Origin of the sequence: Proteiniphilum acetatigenes DSM 18083, from assembly GCF_000380985.1 — a bacterium.
Taxonomy (GTDB): Bacteria; Bacteroidota; Bacteroidia; order Bacteroidales; family Dysgonomonadaceae; genus Proteiniphilum; species Proteiniphilum acetatigenes.
On record NZ_KB905696.1, the window covers coordinates 98,557 to 114,203 of the forward strand.

At 41.6% G+C, this 15,647-nt stretch carries 11 protein-coding genes; 2 read left to right on the forward strand and 9 right to left on the reverse strand.

All coding sequences use genetic code 11. The annotated features are described in order from the left end of the window. Positions 1 to 2: 2 nt before the first annotated feature. On the forward strand, positions 3 to 2,183 hold the full coding sequence (locus tag F597_RS0108780) for a HEAT repeat domain-containing protein (protein WP_019539360.1): 2,181 nt from the start codon (positions 3 to 5) through the stop codon (positions 2,181 to 2,183). A gap of 103 nt (positions 2,184 to 2,286) precedes the next feature. Then, entirely contained in the window at positions 2,287 to 3,162 is an 876-nt protein-coding gene (locus F597_RS0108785; RefSeq protein WP_019539361.1) for a hypothetical protein, read from the forward strand. A gap of 16 nt (positions 3,163 to 3,178) precedes the next feature. Here F597_RS0108785 and F597_RS0108790 read toward each other — a convergent pair whose 3' ends face one another. The 9 genes from F597_RS0108790 to F597_RS0108835 all read right to left on the reverse strand — a co-directional run bounded on the left by F597_RS0108790 (position 3,179) and on the right by F597_RS0108835 (position 15,543). Further along, positions 3,179 to 4,012 carry a zinc finger domain-containing protein gene (locus F597_RS0108790; protein ID WP_019539362.1) on the reverse strand — a complete coding sequence of 278 codons (834 nt, stop codon included), beginning with the start codon at positions 4,010 to 4,012 and terminating at the stop codon, positions 3,179 to 3,181. Positions 4,013 to 4,165: 153 nt separating this feature from the next. Next, positions 4,166 to 5,026 (reverse strand): AraC family transcriptional regulator, encoded by an 861-nt coding sequence (locus F597_RS0108795; protein ID WP_019539363.1) that lies wholly within the window; start codon positions 5,024 to 5,026, stop codon positions 4,166 to 4,168. A gap of 278 nt (positions 5,027 to 5,304) precedes the next feature. Continuing rightward, positions 5,305 to 6,153, reverse strand: coding sequence for a class I SAM-dependent methyltransferase (locus F597_RS0108805; RefSeq protein ID WP_019539365.1), 849 nt, complete (start codon positions 6,151 to 6,153; stop codon positions 5,305 to 5,307). A gap of 386 nt (positions 6,154 to 6,539) precedes the next feature. After that, on the reverse strand, positions 6,540 to 6,767 hold the full coding sequence (locus tag F597_RS0108810; RefSeq protein ID WP_019539366.1) for a hypothetical protein: 228 nt from the start codon (positions 6,765 to 6,767) through the stop codon (positions 6,540 to 6,542). 51 nt (positions 6,768 to 6,818) lie between these two features. Next, the gene (locus F597_RS0108815) at positions 6,819 to 7,094 is read right to left on the reverse strand and encodes a zinc ribbon domain-containing protein (RefSeq protein WP_026327297.1); all 276 of its coding nucleotides are present in this window, start codon (positions 7,092 to 7,094) and stop codon (positions 6,819 to 6,821) included. Between the two features lie 147 nt (positions 7,095 to 7,241). Next, complete coding sequence (locus tag F597_RS0108820; RefSeq protein ID WP_019539368.1) at positions 7,242 to 7,691, reverse strand: GNAT family N-acetyltransferase; 450 nt, start codon at positions 7,689 to 7,691, stop codon at positions 7,242 to 7,244. Position 7,692: 1 nt separating this feature from the next. Next, a complete protein-coding gene (locus F597_RS0108825; RefSeq protein ID WP_019539369.1) occupies positions 7,693 to 8,202 on the reverse strand; it encodes a GNAT family N-acetyltransferase in 510 nt (169 codons plus the stop codon). A gap of 321 nt (positions 8,203 to 8,523) precedes the next feature. Continuing rightward, complete coding sequence (locus tag F597_RS0108830; protein ID WP_221406100.1) at positions 8,524 to 9,534, reverse strand: virulence RhuM family protein; 1,011 nt, start codon at positions 9,532 to 9,534, stop codon at positions 8,524 to 8,526. 90 nt (positions 9,535 to 9,624) lie between these two features. Further along, a complete protein-coding gene (locus tag F597_RS0108835; protein WP_019539371.1) occupies positions 9,625 to 15,543 on the reverse strand; it encodes a DUF3320 domain-containing protein in 5,919 nt (1,972 codons plus the stop codon). Positions 15,544 to 15,647: the final 104 nt, after the last annotated feature.

Genomic DNA, 15,647 nt, shown 5'->3' on the forward strand with positions numbered 1-15,647 from the left:
TTATGAAGTATAGATTACTGATCATATTGCTAGCCGCTTTTACGGTAGCATTACAGGCAAAAAAAACGTCAAACGGTTTTGCCATTGTCATAGACAGTGCAAGTTACCAGCAGGCGGAAAACGAGGTAAAACGGTATGCCGAATCGATAGAAGCCGACGGACTTAAAACGTATCTCATTATTGACCGATGGTTCCATCCCGATTCCATCAAACAGGAATTGAAACGGTTATACCATGTAAAGAAAAATCCGATCGAAGGCGCCGTATTGATAGGTGACATCCCCATTGTAATGGTAAGGGACGCCCAGCATCTGACCTCCGCTTTCAAAATGAACCAGAAACGGGACTGGCAGCAATCCAGCGTTGCATCCGACCGTTTCTATGACGATTTCGACCTCTCTTTTGATTTTCTCAGGCAGGATTCACTCAAACCGCTTTTCTTCTATTATTCGTTACGACCCGACTCAAAACAGACAATCCGTTCGGATATCTATACGGCGCGTATCAAGCCGCTGGAAAAAGGGAAAAAAGACAAGTACGCCCAATTGCGTGACTATCTGACAAAAGTGGTTGATGTCAAGACGAAAGAGAAAAACAATATCATTGACAATCTTTCGGTTGCTCGCGGATACGGATACAATTCCGAATCGAAAGTGGCATGGTCGGGCGAGCAATTGGCGCTTAAAGAGCAGTTTCCCACCCTGTTCAATCCGGAGAGCTACGTGAAGTTCATGGATTTCGATTCCTATTGGCCGATGAAACCCTACTGGATGAACGAGATCCTTCGTCCGGACCTGGATATCATGCTATTCCACCATCACGGGTCCAACGACCGGCAATATGTCAACGGATATAAAAGCGGCAGCGACACAAATACGTCGATAGAAAACATAAAAATATACCTGCGCAGCAAAGTATCGTCAGCCGTAAAAAAAGGGAAAGACAAAGAAGAGACCATAGCATATTATACCAACCTGTTGGATGTTCCGCGTGCATGGTGTGAGGAAGCCTTCGATCCCGTTTTGATGGAGAAGGATTCAGTGATGAACGCATCCCTCGAAATATCAGTGGATGACATCCTTTCCATATCGCCCAATGCAAGGTTTGTCATGTTCGATGCCTGCTATAACGGCTCCTTCTACGAAGATGAGTATATTGCCGGCGCCTATCTGTTCAACGACGGGCAAACCGTTGTTACACAGGCGAACACCGTCAACACCATCCAGGACAAGTGGCCTGATAAATTCCTGGGGCTGCTCGATCACGGATTACGGATAGGACAATGGGGAAAGTACACCCATTTTCTGGAAACACATATTCTGGGAGATCCTACTTTCCGGTTCGCGAAAAACAGTGCCGGTGATTTTGACATCAATGACGCACTGACCATACACCGGAATGATAACCGTTTTTGGAGAAAGGCACTTGCCAGTCCGGATGTCGATATACAGGCAATGGCATTACAGATGCTGTATGAGAATAATGATCCCGGTATAAGCGATTTATTGAAAAAATCCTATTTCGAATCTCCCAGTATGATTGTACGGCTCCAGTCCCTGATGCTGTTGTCCCGGCTCAATAACGACGCATTCGTGGAAGTACTGGCTGCAGCCGCAACAGACAGCTATGAACTCACAAAACGGTATGCCCTTGATTTTATCGGAAAGAACGGATCGGAAGAACTATTGCCGGCTGTCGCCCGCGCCATATTGAACGACAATACTTCGAAACGTATAAACTTTAAGATCTCTTCCGCATACAGGATGCTGAATCTGGATAAACTGGAAGCAGAATTACTGAACCAGTCAGAAAATCGGCCTTTCTATACAAGGGAAATGCTGGACAATACGCTGAAGAGTATCCGGTCGGCCAATCAAAGCAAAAAGAGCGATATCCCTTCCATATCGGATAAATCGATAAGCGTCAGCAAAAGAGCATCAGAGATTTCCCGGTTCCGTAACCATCCAGCTTCGGATGAAGCGGACATCTTGCTCTCGGTACTGGCAGACCGGACAGATGATCCCGAATTACGCACGGCTACAGCCGAAGCGCTTGGCTGGTATAATTATTCCTACCGCAAGGAATACATTATCGGACAGTTACAGCAGCTAGTTTCAGCGGAACCGAACGAAACCGTCCTTTCCGAAATAAAAAAATCCATTAACCGGTTATCCGGTCAATAAATACTCCCGAGGCAACCCTCAGGCATATCAAATCAAGCCCCAAGGCTATCAAATAAGGAATTTTTAATTCCCAACCCGGAGGGACAGGTGTTAAACCAACTTTATGAAGAAATATTCCTATTTAGCGTTTTTACTTATTTTATCGCTTGTTCTGTCCTGTAAAAGCAAGCAACAAGTAGTCCCGGTGGGTATCGGAATGTCTGTTCATATTCAGGAACAACGACTCATCGATTCCATTCTGCAATACGCCCTCGATTATGAGGCGCTATACACCCTATTGGGCAATGTGAAACCCATGAGCTCGGTGAGACTGTATCGTTTTCCTTTGGCCAATACGGACAGCGTAAAACAAACAAGCTCCGATATTGTCGACCGGAAGAAACAAGGAAGCTATTTAGATCGGTTATATACTATTCAACAAGCGGTTAACCGGCTAAATTTCCCTGATCTGAAATTTGTACTGATCCCTTATAAAACGGCACAGGACAGCATTCGGTTGATGCAGTTAAGCGTTGTCAGGGTGAGTTCGCTGGACAGCCTTCTGCGGGCCAAAGAAAGTTTTTTCGGCCAATTCGGATTAGTACCCGGAGCCGATCCTTCGACCGTAGTCAGTACAATTGAAAATGCGGATCGCTATGAACGATACAGAGGATATGGCTATTTGTTCGGGTATCCGGATTATGCTGTCGATTTTTTTGTTGAAGCTGCTTTTGAATCTTACAAATCAAAGAAGCTTCTACCCCGGAAATTTTTCCAGATACCGGTATATGCAAGAGAAGCGGGATCTTTCACCTATGCCTATCCGGAAGATCATATACCTACATTTACCACAGATTCTGTCATTTATTACCGGTCGGAGAAAGTGCTGGAAAAATACAGGAAGATCCGAAACAACTATCTGAACCCAGACAGCACAATCAGGGCGTATCAATTGCTGCAGGACTTTTATAAACGGTCTCCTTTAACAACCGAAAACTAAGTTTTTTTCCCGTTATTCATGATTCTATTTTCTGGCATTCGGGGCAATAATAAACCGAACCACCTAAGTAGGCTTCTTTTACAATTATACTACCGCAACGGGGACAGGGGTTTTTCCATGTTTTGGAGGAAAGGATTGTACGGTAGCCGCCGTTGTTACCATAGAGGTCGGTTTGCGTATTGCGCCCGCCTTCGAAAGCCATTTCCGATAAAGTATCTTTCAGGGAAAAGAACAGCGTTTCTTTCTTTTTGTCAGACAGCCTTAAGATCTGTTGCCTCGGATTAATTTGTGCGTTAAAAAGAATATCTTGTATGACGCCGTTTCCTACGCCGGGGATTCGTTGTTCGGTGGCGAGCAGGGCCTTGGCGGTCAGAGTCTTTTTTGCTTCGGTAAAGAGTTTATCGAATTGTTTTTCCGTGTAATCCTTGCTCAGCGGAGAGATACTTTCTCTGCTTAGTTTGTAATATTTATTGTCAATAATCCCGTCGGGATAGGCATTGATAAATCCATACATGGCAACGCTAAAAACCAGGAACGAATCATCATCGAAAACCAACAGCAACTGATAACCGGCCGGGATCTTATCGCCCGGACTGTAGTAACGGGCAATGACTCCGTCACCGATATTCATCGTCACATTGTCCGAAAGATAGAAGTCTACAAACATGCCGTATCCTTCAGACGACAGGATCGTCTTTCCGATAAGCAACTTACCGTATTCCAACGGATCGCCGTTATAGAAGGTAAACTTATGCGGTTTGGTGGCGTTAAATATCTGCGTGATCGTTTTACCGCTTAATGTGTTATTCGCTTGCTTACTCAGGGTAAGGACTTCGGGTAATTCCAGCATATTATTATTTATTTGTCAATGGGAATATGAATTTGCATCAATAATTCATTCATACTGCAAAGATACGATGCCTGTTCCGGATATGGATGTCAAAAACAGGCATCTTTTTAATAAAGATATTCTTCCTCTGTAAAATATCGAAACGATCAGGTTCTATTCTACAGGGATATAAATCTCCGTTTTCAACTTTTCCGGGACCGTTTTACCGGGATGGTTGAGGTACTTTTCAAAACAATGATAATCCCTTAGTCTCAGATTGTTATCAGGTAAAAGCTTACTATAAATGGTATTATATACCTCGTCAAGATGATCGTATGAGCCTTTATAAAGAAACATGGCAAACTTTCCGCCTTTTATCTCTTTTACGCCTATTTCTCCCTGTGGTCTGGCCTCTTTTTTAATGGTCAGGCATATGTCTGTCCTGAGTTTTTCGCTTTCTGTTACTTTCGGATCGTCGTGATAAATGGCAATATGCTCCATACCCGCAGAAAACAGTTTCTTCTCTTTTACAAATTGCCATAAACGCTGCCATGAACCGCTAAAATCCAGGCTCCCATAACGTCCTGTCAAACTAATGTAAAGTGCTTTTGTTACAGGGATATCCATTACTTTAGGCCCTTTTATACTCAGCTGTAAAATTTTCTTTTCTGTTTTCATGATTGTATATTCTCTATTCGTTCTATAATCTATCGGTGAAATACCATACTGTTGCCTGAATGCTTTCGAAAGTGAAGTAGGGACATCATAGCCTACCCTACAAGCGATTTCGGAAACGGACATATCGGTATATCGCAGTAATTTGGCGGCTGTTTCCAATCTTATCCGGACGACATAACTCCCTATAGGTTCACCAAGCAGGGCACGGGTTATCCGATGGAAGTGCCAGGGAGAGAAATGGCTTATTTCAGCCAGTTCGGACAAATCAATCGGTTTATCCAGATTATTATTGATATAATCCTTAATGATATTTATCTGCCTCTGGTATTCTTCTGTCGTTGAAGTTCGCTGTTGCATATCGATAATTTATTTTCTGCAAAAATAGAGTATAATATTATATATATCCTTTCCGATCTTGCTAACATCTGATAAGAGTTATCTTATATAACTGACGCTGATATACAGATGCCTGTTCCGGACACAATTCTCCGAAACAGGCATTATGCAAGATCACTGAAAATGAGAAGGATTATTTCAAAAAAAGCAACATGATATAACCTTCTTCATTCTCGTCAATTATCTTAAAACCTAACCGCTCATAGAGCCGGAGAGCCGGATTACCTTTACGGCGCCTCTCATATTTTCTTTCCGATATAGAACACATAGCCATAAAAGCTTTTATACTTATCGTACAATTGCATCTCGTGGCGTTGGTTTGAGATAAGTTCCCCGGCTGTTTTATTTCCTGCATACTTTGTAAGGAATTTCTCCTGTGCTGCAATTTGTGGAGCATAGAAGTGTTCCGTCCAACAGTTTTCTGGCAGGATAAAGGTACTGACAGGGATATACCCTGCTTTCTGCATTTGGGCAACTTTATTCGGAATGATATCTATTTCGGGATAAGCATCCATCCAGAAATCATTGATTTCAGCCGGACGTTCATCGGTAAACCATGACGCTTCCGAAACGGCAATATACCCGCCCGTTTTCAGAAACTCCCGCCATTCATTCAATCCCCGTTGAAAACCTATATTGTAAATCGCTCCTTCCGACCAGATCAGATCTAGTTCTTCTTTCTGAAAAGGAAGTTCATCCATTGAACCGATGATTCCCTTGACCCTGTCTTGCAAATTGAGTCGCTCGGCATTCCGGTTAAAGATATGGATAAATTCAGGGAACAGGTCGAGTCCGGTGATTCGTCCCGGAGCGTGTATGGCTAATGTCATTGTTTGCCCACCCGTACCGCAGCCGATATCGGCAATCCGGGATTCGTCCGTGAGGTTGTCGATAAAACTTAATGCTTTTAGTGTTATCTCGGGACTGCCCGGTCCTTGACGTTCTACATTTGAAAAATATTCGCAGATTAAATTGAAATCGAATTCGTGAATTGACCGATTAAGTGAAGACGGAGCGAGTTCGCTCGGTTCGTCGGGCGTGAGGTCATTGGAGCGTAGCTCAATTGTTTTAATATTTTCGTTACTCATGATATTTAAATTTTTAATGAGATGATGCCGGAACAGGGATTATATCACCTGCCGCCATATCAGAAATATGTTCAATAAATTTAGACTATTTCTACACTCGGCATAACCAAAGCAAGCTTTGTTTCTGCTCTCGCTTAACGAAATAGTTAGTATATAAATATGAAAATAACTCCGGCAAGAATATGCCTGAGTGTAACCTTAAGGGATAACCTTGCCAGGATAGCAAAGGTTATTTACTTCACGGAATCCTTCTTAAATTTAAACATCCAATCGTTTTAACGGGACAAAGATAATATATTTTTTATTTTATCGTATTAAAATTAATTCCCGCCGCAAGCCATACCACAGATTCCATATCTTCGACTGTGGCTCGATAGCGTTCCTGGTCACTCAAGGTGTTTCTCTTTTATCACCATTGTCAAACAAACCACACTATTCTCTAAAACCTCATATTCTTCACGCTGCTTTTCCATGTAATGCTCAAACAATGATTTTTGTTCAGGATATCTATTTATCAGTTCATTGCATCTCAATGTGATATAATCAAATTCCTGTTCATGCTCCGATTTTATTTCTTCCGGATTGCCCGCGATCTTTTCGTCAATCAATTCCATTCCTGGCCATAACAACACTTTCCTCTATGGACGTGTCTTTTAGTTTCATATTTACTCTTTCTTCCAGCGTTTTAGCGTTGACAAAAACTCACGGAGCATCGGACGCGCTTCATCGGGTGTAAAATTATTTCCCGTCTCTTTGTTCCAGTGATCGAGATACTCCAGGTTTGTCTCCACCATCTCTTCCATGGTTACATCACGGGTAAAAGTCCCGTTCTGATAGCAGTAAAGGCAATACTCTTCATTTCTTGTCCCGTCGGCATTCGTGCCGAAATCTTCTGCGGATTTCATATTCATACCGCAACTTTGGCAAATTTTTTCTTCCATGATTAATTGAATTTATTGTGGGTTATAATCTGCAAATCCTAATCTGTTACCCGAAGGATCATCGGTAAACTCGACAGCCCAACCGATACGGATGCGGAAAGATTAAGGATATCTCTCAGTTATTTTGTTGATCTCGAGATTCATATTTTACAATTCTATCTGATATATTCTTGATTCTTCATTCCAAGGGTGATATCCCTGTCCGATATACTTGAACCCAAATTTCTCATAATAACCGACATGACCGGTAGATAAGTACAATTTTTTGAATCCGAATCTTTTAGAATCATCTTTTGCTTTGTTAATCAGAAGTTCCGCATAGTTGTTTCCTCTTTGTTGTTCCGAAATAAACACTGCGCAAATCCACGGATACAAATCCATCCGACTGATAAAATCGTTTGTGATTAGTCCGGCACATCCAATAATCTCATCTTCTTTTTGCAGCAAATACCATTGTGGCAGAGAATTTTCCGCATTTATACTATGGCTTATACTGTCTTCGTAGATAATTGGCGATACCGTAACCCAGCTTTGTTGGAAGAAACGAACCGCTTTTTCCTTGTATTCGGGGTTTTCCCGAACTGATATAATTTTCATTTTATATTCTGATTAATCCGTAATAATGTAAATCTATGACTTTACCGTTTTTGATGGCTGCTTGTTTCAGAATAGCTTCCCTTTCAAATCCGGCTTTTTCCAGAACCCGTTGTGAAGCTTTGTTGAAATCGAAAACAGGTGCATACAACTTCTTTATCTGGAAATGAGAGAAAGCATAATTAACCATTTCTTTTACAACATTTGTCATAATTCCTCTATTCCAGTAACATTCTCCCAACCAATAGCCGATTTCGGCGCTTATTCGTTCTACATCTGAGTTCAAAACAATTCCAATTCCTCCGACAGCTTTTCTGTCAACGTCAATCGCAAAATCGGTAAAGGGTGGTTCTTTGCTTAAAACCATATTGATAAACTGCACCCCATCCTCAACCGTATATGGGTAAGGGAAATAATCCCTTACATTGTTCCAGATATTTATATTGTTGGCATTTTCAGCAAGAGATTCCTTATCTGACAATTTCCATTCTCTTAGCAGATAGTTTTTGTTCATACTTTTTATCCATTTGTCCGGAAAGAAATATCTTCTCCTCTTGCACGGGGCTCCTTGACCATCTGTTGGTATTCTTTCGGCAACGATTCGATTGGCAGAAATTAGAGACCAGCTCGATCAATTCCTCTTCTTTTTTCTTTTGATTTATTTTGTATCCATATATTATACCTTATAAATAATTCTGTAAAGGCATTCTAGAGTTTACGAACGCTCCCCAACTTGAAGTCACAAATCGTGACTTCAAGTTTTGAAACTCGTTATCAGTCAATATTAATATTTTGGTTTAAGATCACAAATTGTGATTTATACTGTCAGAAACTCTTACTCGTCTTTTCTATCTTTTTTCTTATTAGCCTTTCTTTCCAATTGCTTAATCGTATCCAGATAGGCTTGCTCAACAGGAGATACAGTTTTCACCTGATATTTTCTGTACTCAGCTTTTGCTTTCTCCATCGCTTGTTGATGACTGACACTACCAGCATCGGTCAATAACTTTTCTCCGGTTGAAGAAAGAATATTATCTAACTGATTGACATAGTCCGACATATACATTGGATTACGCCGCATAGCTTGAATTTCCGCAAAGTCGAAATACCCGGAAACAAGATTGTTCAATATCTTAAGTTCATCAGTTGTCAGGTAATTTTTTGCAACAGTTATATCTTTGCTTGTGGGAAGATCTCCAGAGAATGTAGTCAGCCCCATGAACGGTTTGTCAGAATCTGCCCGTTCGTAGATGACTTCTGCAGCGGTATGTCCATGTGCCGCGAAGTGTAGCTTATTTTGTACAATTTTGAAGAATTGAATGGAAACATCAGATTTAGGATCATAATCCACACTTGTCGCATAAAGGTCGAGCACCTGGCGATAAAGCACTTTCTCAGAAGAACGAATATCCCGGATCCGGTCTAGCAGTTCTTTCCAATAACCTCCACCACCTAATTGCTTCAGGCGTTCATCATCCATCGTGAAACCTTTGATCATATACTCTTTCAAACGTTCGGTGGCCCAACGCCGGAAGTGTGTGGCAACAATGGATTTAATACGATAGCCAACAGAGATAATAGCATCCAGATTATAAAACTGGGTTTGATATGTCTTCCCATCTTCGGCAGTATGTGCAAATTTTGCACATACTGAATCTTTGTCTAATTCTCCTTCTTCAAATATATTACCTAAATGCTTAGTAACCACCGATCGATCTACATCAAACAATATGGCTATTTGCGCTTGCGTCAACCATACAGTTTCGTCTTCCATCTTCACCTCAATACGGGTATGCCCGCTTTCAGCTTGATAGATAATGATATTTCCTTGATTATTGCTCATCAATACATCTTTTACTTATTAATCCTGCATTAAATTTTTTATTTTCCTATATTTTAGCGGAAATATTTTTACCGACTGCAATAAACAGCTAATTTACAAAATAATAGCCCGTCCTTTTTCCACTTTTATATAACCCCGCCTTACAGCTTCCCGTATACCCTGATACATAGCGTTATCTACATTATTACCTGTTCTGGCAAAACCGAAAAGTTGTGCTGTAATACGTGCCAAATCTTTTGTCGGAAGGCTGATCTGTGATGCCAGTAAATATTTTATCGCATTCGCCACTTCATCAGGAGGTAAATCGAGTGCAGTACGTTCCGATGCTGGCCTGAAAGTATCATATGAAATCATCTGCTCTTCACTTCTCCAAAAGAAGATAGATTCGTCGTCTCTTTTCTGGTAGTATTCAACTTTATTGAACAACTCATTAAAATATGCATCTATTCGGGATCCTAAACGGGAAATTCCCCAGGAATTAAGTACACGCTTACATAACAGAGAGCGGCTTATGGGCGCTTCCGCTTCAAGAACTATCTGTATCTGTCTTACAATGTAACTCTCATTGTGAGGAAAAAGAAATGATTCTGAAGGAAATGGTACTTTTGGAAGATTTGCATACACATATCTATCATGTATATCGGATTCTTCTGTTTTTATTGGCTCTTCCTGCATTACGATTGACTCTTCTTTCATCACAACCGGCTCTTTCGCCATTGTATTTGGTTTTTCCGGCATCACTCCCCGACCCTCAAAATTATTTTTGATCAGCCCCTCTTCATCACCCGTAACCAACACTTTTTCATCTTGTTTTTTGGCTATGACCGGTTCAGTGATTCTCTTTTTAGCATTTTCGATGGCAGATTCAATCATGATCATTACTTTCGTAGGATCCTCCCACCAATCGAGCGTCCATACACGGCATATATTCCATCCCAACATACGCAATACACTGTTCTGCACAACTTCCCTATCCCTGGTGGTTTTTGTCCTTTTATAATTTTCACCATCACAAATGATACCTAAAATATAGTTACCGGGATTATTCTCATCCACAACGGCAATATCGACCTTATAGCCGGAAGTCCCGATATTTGTATGCACCTCATACCCTATTTCCCTCAATCTTTCAGCAACAAGATATTCAATTGAAGCGTCTTTGGTTATAGCCAACTGCCGCTCCCTATTCAGCCGCTCTCCCTTTTCCGCAAAATCGAGAAAACGTTTCAGACTTTTGACACCTATGGCAGAGGTGCGATTCAAATCGATCTGGTCGGAACGTAGTGATGAGAAAATTATCATTTCATACCTTGCGCGGGAGACAGCCACATTCAGACGCCTCTCCCCTCCATTACGGTTTAATGGCCCGAAGTTCATACTCACCCGACCTTCCGCGTCCGGGCCATATCCCACGGAAAATAGAATCACGTCGCGTTCATCGCCCTGTACATTTTCGAGATTCTTAATGAACAGGGGCTCTTTGCATTCCAGAGCAATAGCCTCTAAATCGGATCTGAAAACAAACAGATCTGACAACAGGTCTTCAATAAGATTCTGTTGCACTGCACTAAAGGTAACTACTCCAATACTTTTTTTTCTTAACTCCTCATCGGACAAACGACGTTTGATCTCATTGACTACGGCTTCGGCCTCATTTCTATTCTGCCGGCTTCTCCCTATGTCATAGAGTCCATCTATATGAACCATGCGGACTTTCGATTCGATATTATCAGGGGAGGGAAAAGTAAGCAGTTTATTATCATAATACTCTGAATTGCTAAACGCTATCAGGCTTTCATGTTTACTGCGGTAATGCCACAGTAGATAGCGGGAGGGGATAGATAGCGCCAGACTGTCGTCCAGGATACTTTCCAGATCTTCTTTATCCAGATTATCCTCATCTATGTTATTGACAGAGAAAAAGCTTGTCGGAGGCATTTGCTTGGGATCACCCACAATGATCATGTTCTTTCCCCTGGCGATAGCACCCACAGCCTCATACGTCGGCATTTGAGAAGCTTCGTCAAAGATAATCAGATCAAACTTGTCGGCATCGGGATTGATATATTGCGCAACAGAGATCGGACTCATCAGCATGCAAGGACACATGCGTGATAATAAAGTAGGAATTTGATCGAACAGGTTGCGGATGGACATGCCACGCGCATTATTCCTGATACTGCGTTGCAATATTCCCACCTCCGAATTTTGGGTTGCCTCGATTGTAAAAGAGGGGATATTCGCAGCCAATCTGGCATATAATTCTTTCCTGGTAATCTCAGCAAAATTATCATTCAACTCCTTGTACTTTGAAATCACATCATTGAATAATTCTCCTTTGAAAAGTTCCAATCCCGACTCTTGTGCAATAATATAGTCAACCGCTGCATGATAGAATCCTTTCAAAAAACTGTTTTTCAATTGATTCGTTGGAATATTCTTCTCCTTGTATTCATCAGCGACAAACCCAATTTGAAGACCGACCGCTCTCTCTTTTGCTGAAAGCCATTGACACCAGTCTTTTAGCTTGTCGATATGAGAAACCCAACTATTTAACTGCGATAAAGCGTTGTCTAACCATAATGCATCATTACTCATTAGCACAGTATCATCCACATTCAATACCCTCGACAAGTCGGATAATCCATTCTCGAGTTGCAACAGTAACCCTTTAAATTCATTGAAAGATTTTTCGTGTACTTTTCTGAAAGTATCTATCCCGCTCACTAACTGTTTGGCGATACCTTGCTTCAGTTCATTGGCTTTCACGATATCGTTCGTAAAAACAAGCACAGCATTGTCCAATAAAGAAAAATCGTTGATTATTTGAAGGATCGTCTCCCATTGTTCATTTTCCTGCTTGGCAAACTTCCCGAACAGCAATTGGAACTTTTGGGAATAGTCATTCACCAATTTCTGCTCCTGCTGGTATTGGATAATGTTTGTAAGTGTGTTCTTTATATCAATATGCTTAATTGTGCCACCATCAATATATAATTTCAATTGATCACGCACCTTCTTTTGTCCCAAAACCCGGGGGATATACCATTTATTGGTGGCGACATTCCATGCATTCAATAGAGATTTGGCATTGATAGTAAGGATATCTTCGCTGAAATGCTGTCGAATTTCTTTCTTATATCGGTCACGTTCCGTTCCATGCCCTATCACTTCTCTACATTCCGTGAACAGCTCATTCGGTTTATGTTCGTGCAATAAAGCAGGTGTCAACTCGGGTATTTGAAGTAAAACAGAAAAAAGCGTTGCCGCGCTATCAAACTGCCCCCGGGTATATTTTGTTTCAGGAGCATCACCAGTCAGCGTATTTAATAGCGTTATTTGCTTTTTCAGACCCGAAAAAACTTTAATGGCCTCCTGCAAGACAACAGAAGTTTTCTCTTTCACTTCAGATGTATATCTTGACAGGTTGATCCCGGTCAGAGGATGATCATAAGGATGTCCGCAAGCATTGCCAACGCTTACCAGCAAATCAACCGTATCCTGCCACTCAAGCAGTTTGTCTTCTGTTAGGTCAGGAAACAGATGTAAGGAAAATATCACCTCGTGATCGGTCTCTGTATGCAAATAATTTGTGATAGCCTGGTATAACGATAAACCAAACGGATACTGTTTATGCAATGCTTCCACGTATACATTCAGGTTTTTACGTAGTTCGAATAAACGTTTGGCATCTCGATCGAAGTTCTCAGGAGAACGATGCTTCACAATTTCGGTCGTCCTTTTTAACTGCGACAAGACATCTGTTTTCTTCGCTTTATTTGAATGAAGCTCCAGACAGAAAGGTGCCAATCCGATAGCCTCCAGGCGGCTTTGCACAACCGATAATGCAGCCATTTTTTCAGCAACGAACAATACTCTTTTCTTCCGATATAAAGCATTCGCTATGATATTGGTAATAGTCTGCGATTTCCCTGTTCCGGGAGGTCCATGCAAAATATAGGTCTTATTATTGACTGCTTCATAAACGGCTTCCAACTGGGATGAATCGGCACTTATAGGGAGTACAATGTCTGCCGGACTCAAAGTTTTATCCAAATCCGACGCATTGGTCATCGTATCATCCATTTCGAACTCAATTTTTCCGTTGACAAGACTCTGTACCAATTTATTCCGTAACAACTTATCCGAATTATTGTGAATATCATTCCACATAATGAATTTGTTGAACGAGAATATACCCAAAATAGCCTGTTCTTCCACATCCCATCTCGGCAGGTTTTTGATGCTATTCCTGATGATGGAATAGATAAGCCGTACATTGACACCACTTTCGTCCTGTGGAAGAGGTTCCAAACCGGGCACATTGATACCGAAATTTTGCCTGAGCATCTCAAGCAAAGTAATATTCAACATGACATCTTCCTCCCGGGAACGAATGATATATCCTTTAGCAGCCGATTTGCGAATCATTTCTACCGGAAGCAGCAATATTGGGGCGTAACGAGGGCGTTCACTATTGGGAGTTTCATACCAGCGAAGTAACCCGAGCGCCATATAGAGTGTATTGGCTCCATTTTCTTCAATCGACAATCTGGAGGAACGGTACAAATGCTTTAATGACTTATCCAATTCCGATTCTGTCAGGTAGGTCCTTAATCTCTTCTGATCCATTTCCGATTTGATCAACTCGATAATAGGATCGGAAGAGGCCAGAGAATGATAGACTCCAAAATCATATAACGGATTGTCCCAGTCTGTAGGTTTCGGCATAAGCCTGAACTCGCTCCCATCGGCTAAGGCATCTTCAAATTTATCTAAATCGGCTGAAATTAATTGAAGTGTATTTCTCGTTATTCTGGTATTCAATAGATTATTTCGTAAGCTCAAATCCAATAATTTTCGTTCCCACATCAATTGCTTGGTAACTTGGATATCGGTGGAAAGATTGGATAAATCATATGGATTAATCGCTTCCGGATTGACAATTTCCTTTTCTATGAATTGATTCTCGCTCTCTTTTATCTGCCAATGCTCACCATTCAAAACACGTTGCGGCAGAGGCCGTACTCCCGAATACCGGGAACGTTTCACATCCAAAGCCAAAACAAAATCACCAATTCGCTTGACAGCATCGTGTGCCTGCTTTACCGCCTGGTCGAAAGTAGCGTCATTTCCCTTATTCATACAGGTAGTTTCCACCAGGATAATCTCATTGACCCCTTCGGCTGTTCTTTTTGTCAGGAACGAACAATCATCAATCACGCTATCGGGAAAAGTGTCCGGCATAAGCCACGCACCCGCGAAGGCGTGTCCCCGGGTAACAACAATCAAGGGGTGGATGCCGATCGCTTCCAGACAAGAAGCATACAATAAGGCCATATCCAGGCATGTCCCCAGTTTCCGCGATGTCACACTATCTACCATTCTAACGCGCTGTCCATACTTCTCAAAACTTGCCGGAACCGAGCTGTATATGATACCCTGTTCCGCAATGGCATTATAGATAGCCGCCAGCTGATTCTTTACCCGGTTGGGATTCCTGCTCTGGTATTCGTCAAGCGCCGGATTGCCCGTCATCTTTTCCAAAATATCAGCCGCCCTCCTCTGTATGGGAATAACAGCAGGGTGGTTAGGAGTGACAAAAGTGGACAGCATCTCCGGCAGGATGGAAACCCCGCTCCACTGATCAAAAGCCAAAACGTCGATAGGATAATCCTCCTTGAAAATAATCTCATCCTCCAGTTTAATTGTTAACAAAATATTCCCGGCAATCCGCTCGGTGAGTTGAATAAAAAAGTTAGTCGACAATTTTAGTTTCAGATCATCAATCCGGACTATATGGTTTGCAGGAATTTCCTCTAACAGATAAGGTACTGTCTCGGCAAAATCGGGTTCGGTAGTCAGTTCCGCACGAATATTGCTTAACGGCTTTCCTGAAATATTTTCAATGGTGAAAGCACGAATGACAGAAACGCGATTCTGCTGGAACGCGAAATTGATCACAGGAAGATAGACGAATTCTACTTTTATCAAATTAGATCCTTCACTCATGATGCTTTTGGTATAAGAATATATAGATATTTGTATTGTTTTTAATTGACTCTCAAAGATAACAATTTTAGCAGGGATATACAGGAGTAAACCACAAAAAATCC

Excerpts from the sequence above, each read along its gene's own strand:
- F597_RS0108835 (WP_019539371.1), bottom strand. The coding sequence starts at position 15,543 with ATGAGTGAAGGATCTAATTTGATAAAAGTAGAATTCGTCTATCTTCCT.
- F597_RS0108795 (WP_019539363.1), bottom strand. The coding sequence starts at position 5,026 with ATGCAACAGCGAACTTCAACGACAGAAGAATACCAGAGGCAGATAAAT.
- F597_RS0108825 (WP_019539369.1), bottom strand. The coding sequence starts at position 8,202 with ATGAACAAAAACTATCTGCTAAGAGAATGGAAATTGTCAGATAAGGAA.
- F597_RS0108815 (WP_026327297.1), bottom strand. The coding sequence starts at position 7,094 with ATGGAAGAAAAAATTTGCCAAAGTTGCGGTATGAATATGAAATCCGCA.
- F597_RS0108780 (WP_019539360.1), top strand. The coding sequence starts at position 3 with ATGAAGTATAGATTACTGATCATATTGCTAGCCGCTTTTACGGTAGCA.
- F597_RS0108820 (WP_019539368.1), bottom strand. The coding sequence starts at position 7,691 with ATGAAAATTATATCAGTTCGGGAAAACCCCGAATACAAGGAAAAAGCG.
- F597_RS0108810 (WP_019539366.1), bottom strand. The coding sequence starts at position 6,767 with ATGGAATTGATTGACGAAAAGATCGCGGGCAATCCGGAAGAAATAAAA.
- F597_RS0108805 (WP_019539365.1), bottom strand. The coding sequence starts at position 6,153 with ATGAGTAACGAAAATATTAAAACAATTGAGCTACGCTCCAATGACCTC.
- F597_RS0108785 (WP_019539361.1), top strand. The coding sequence starts at position 2,287 with ATGAAGAAATATTCCTATTTAGCGTTTTTACTTATTTTATCGCTTGTT.
- F597_RS0108790 (WP_019539362.1), bottom strand. The coding sequence starts at position 4,012 with ATGCTGGAATTACCCGAAGTCCTTACCCTGAGTAAGCAAGCGAATAAC.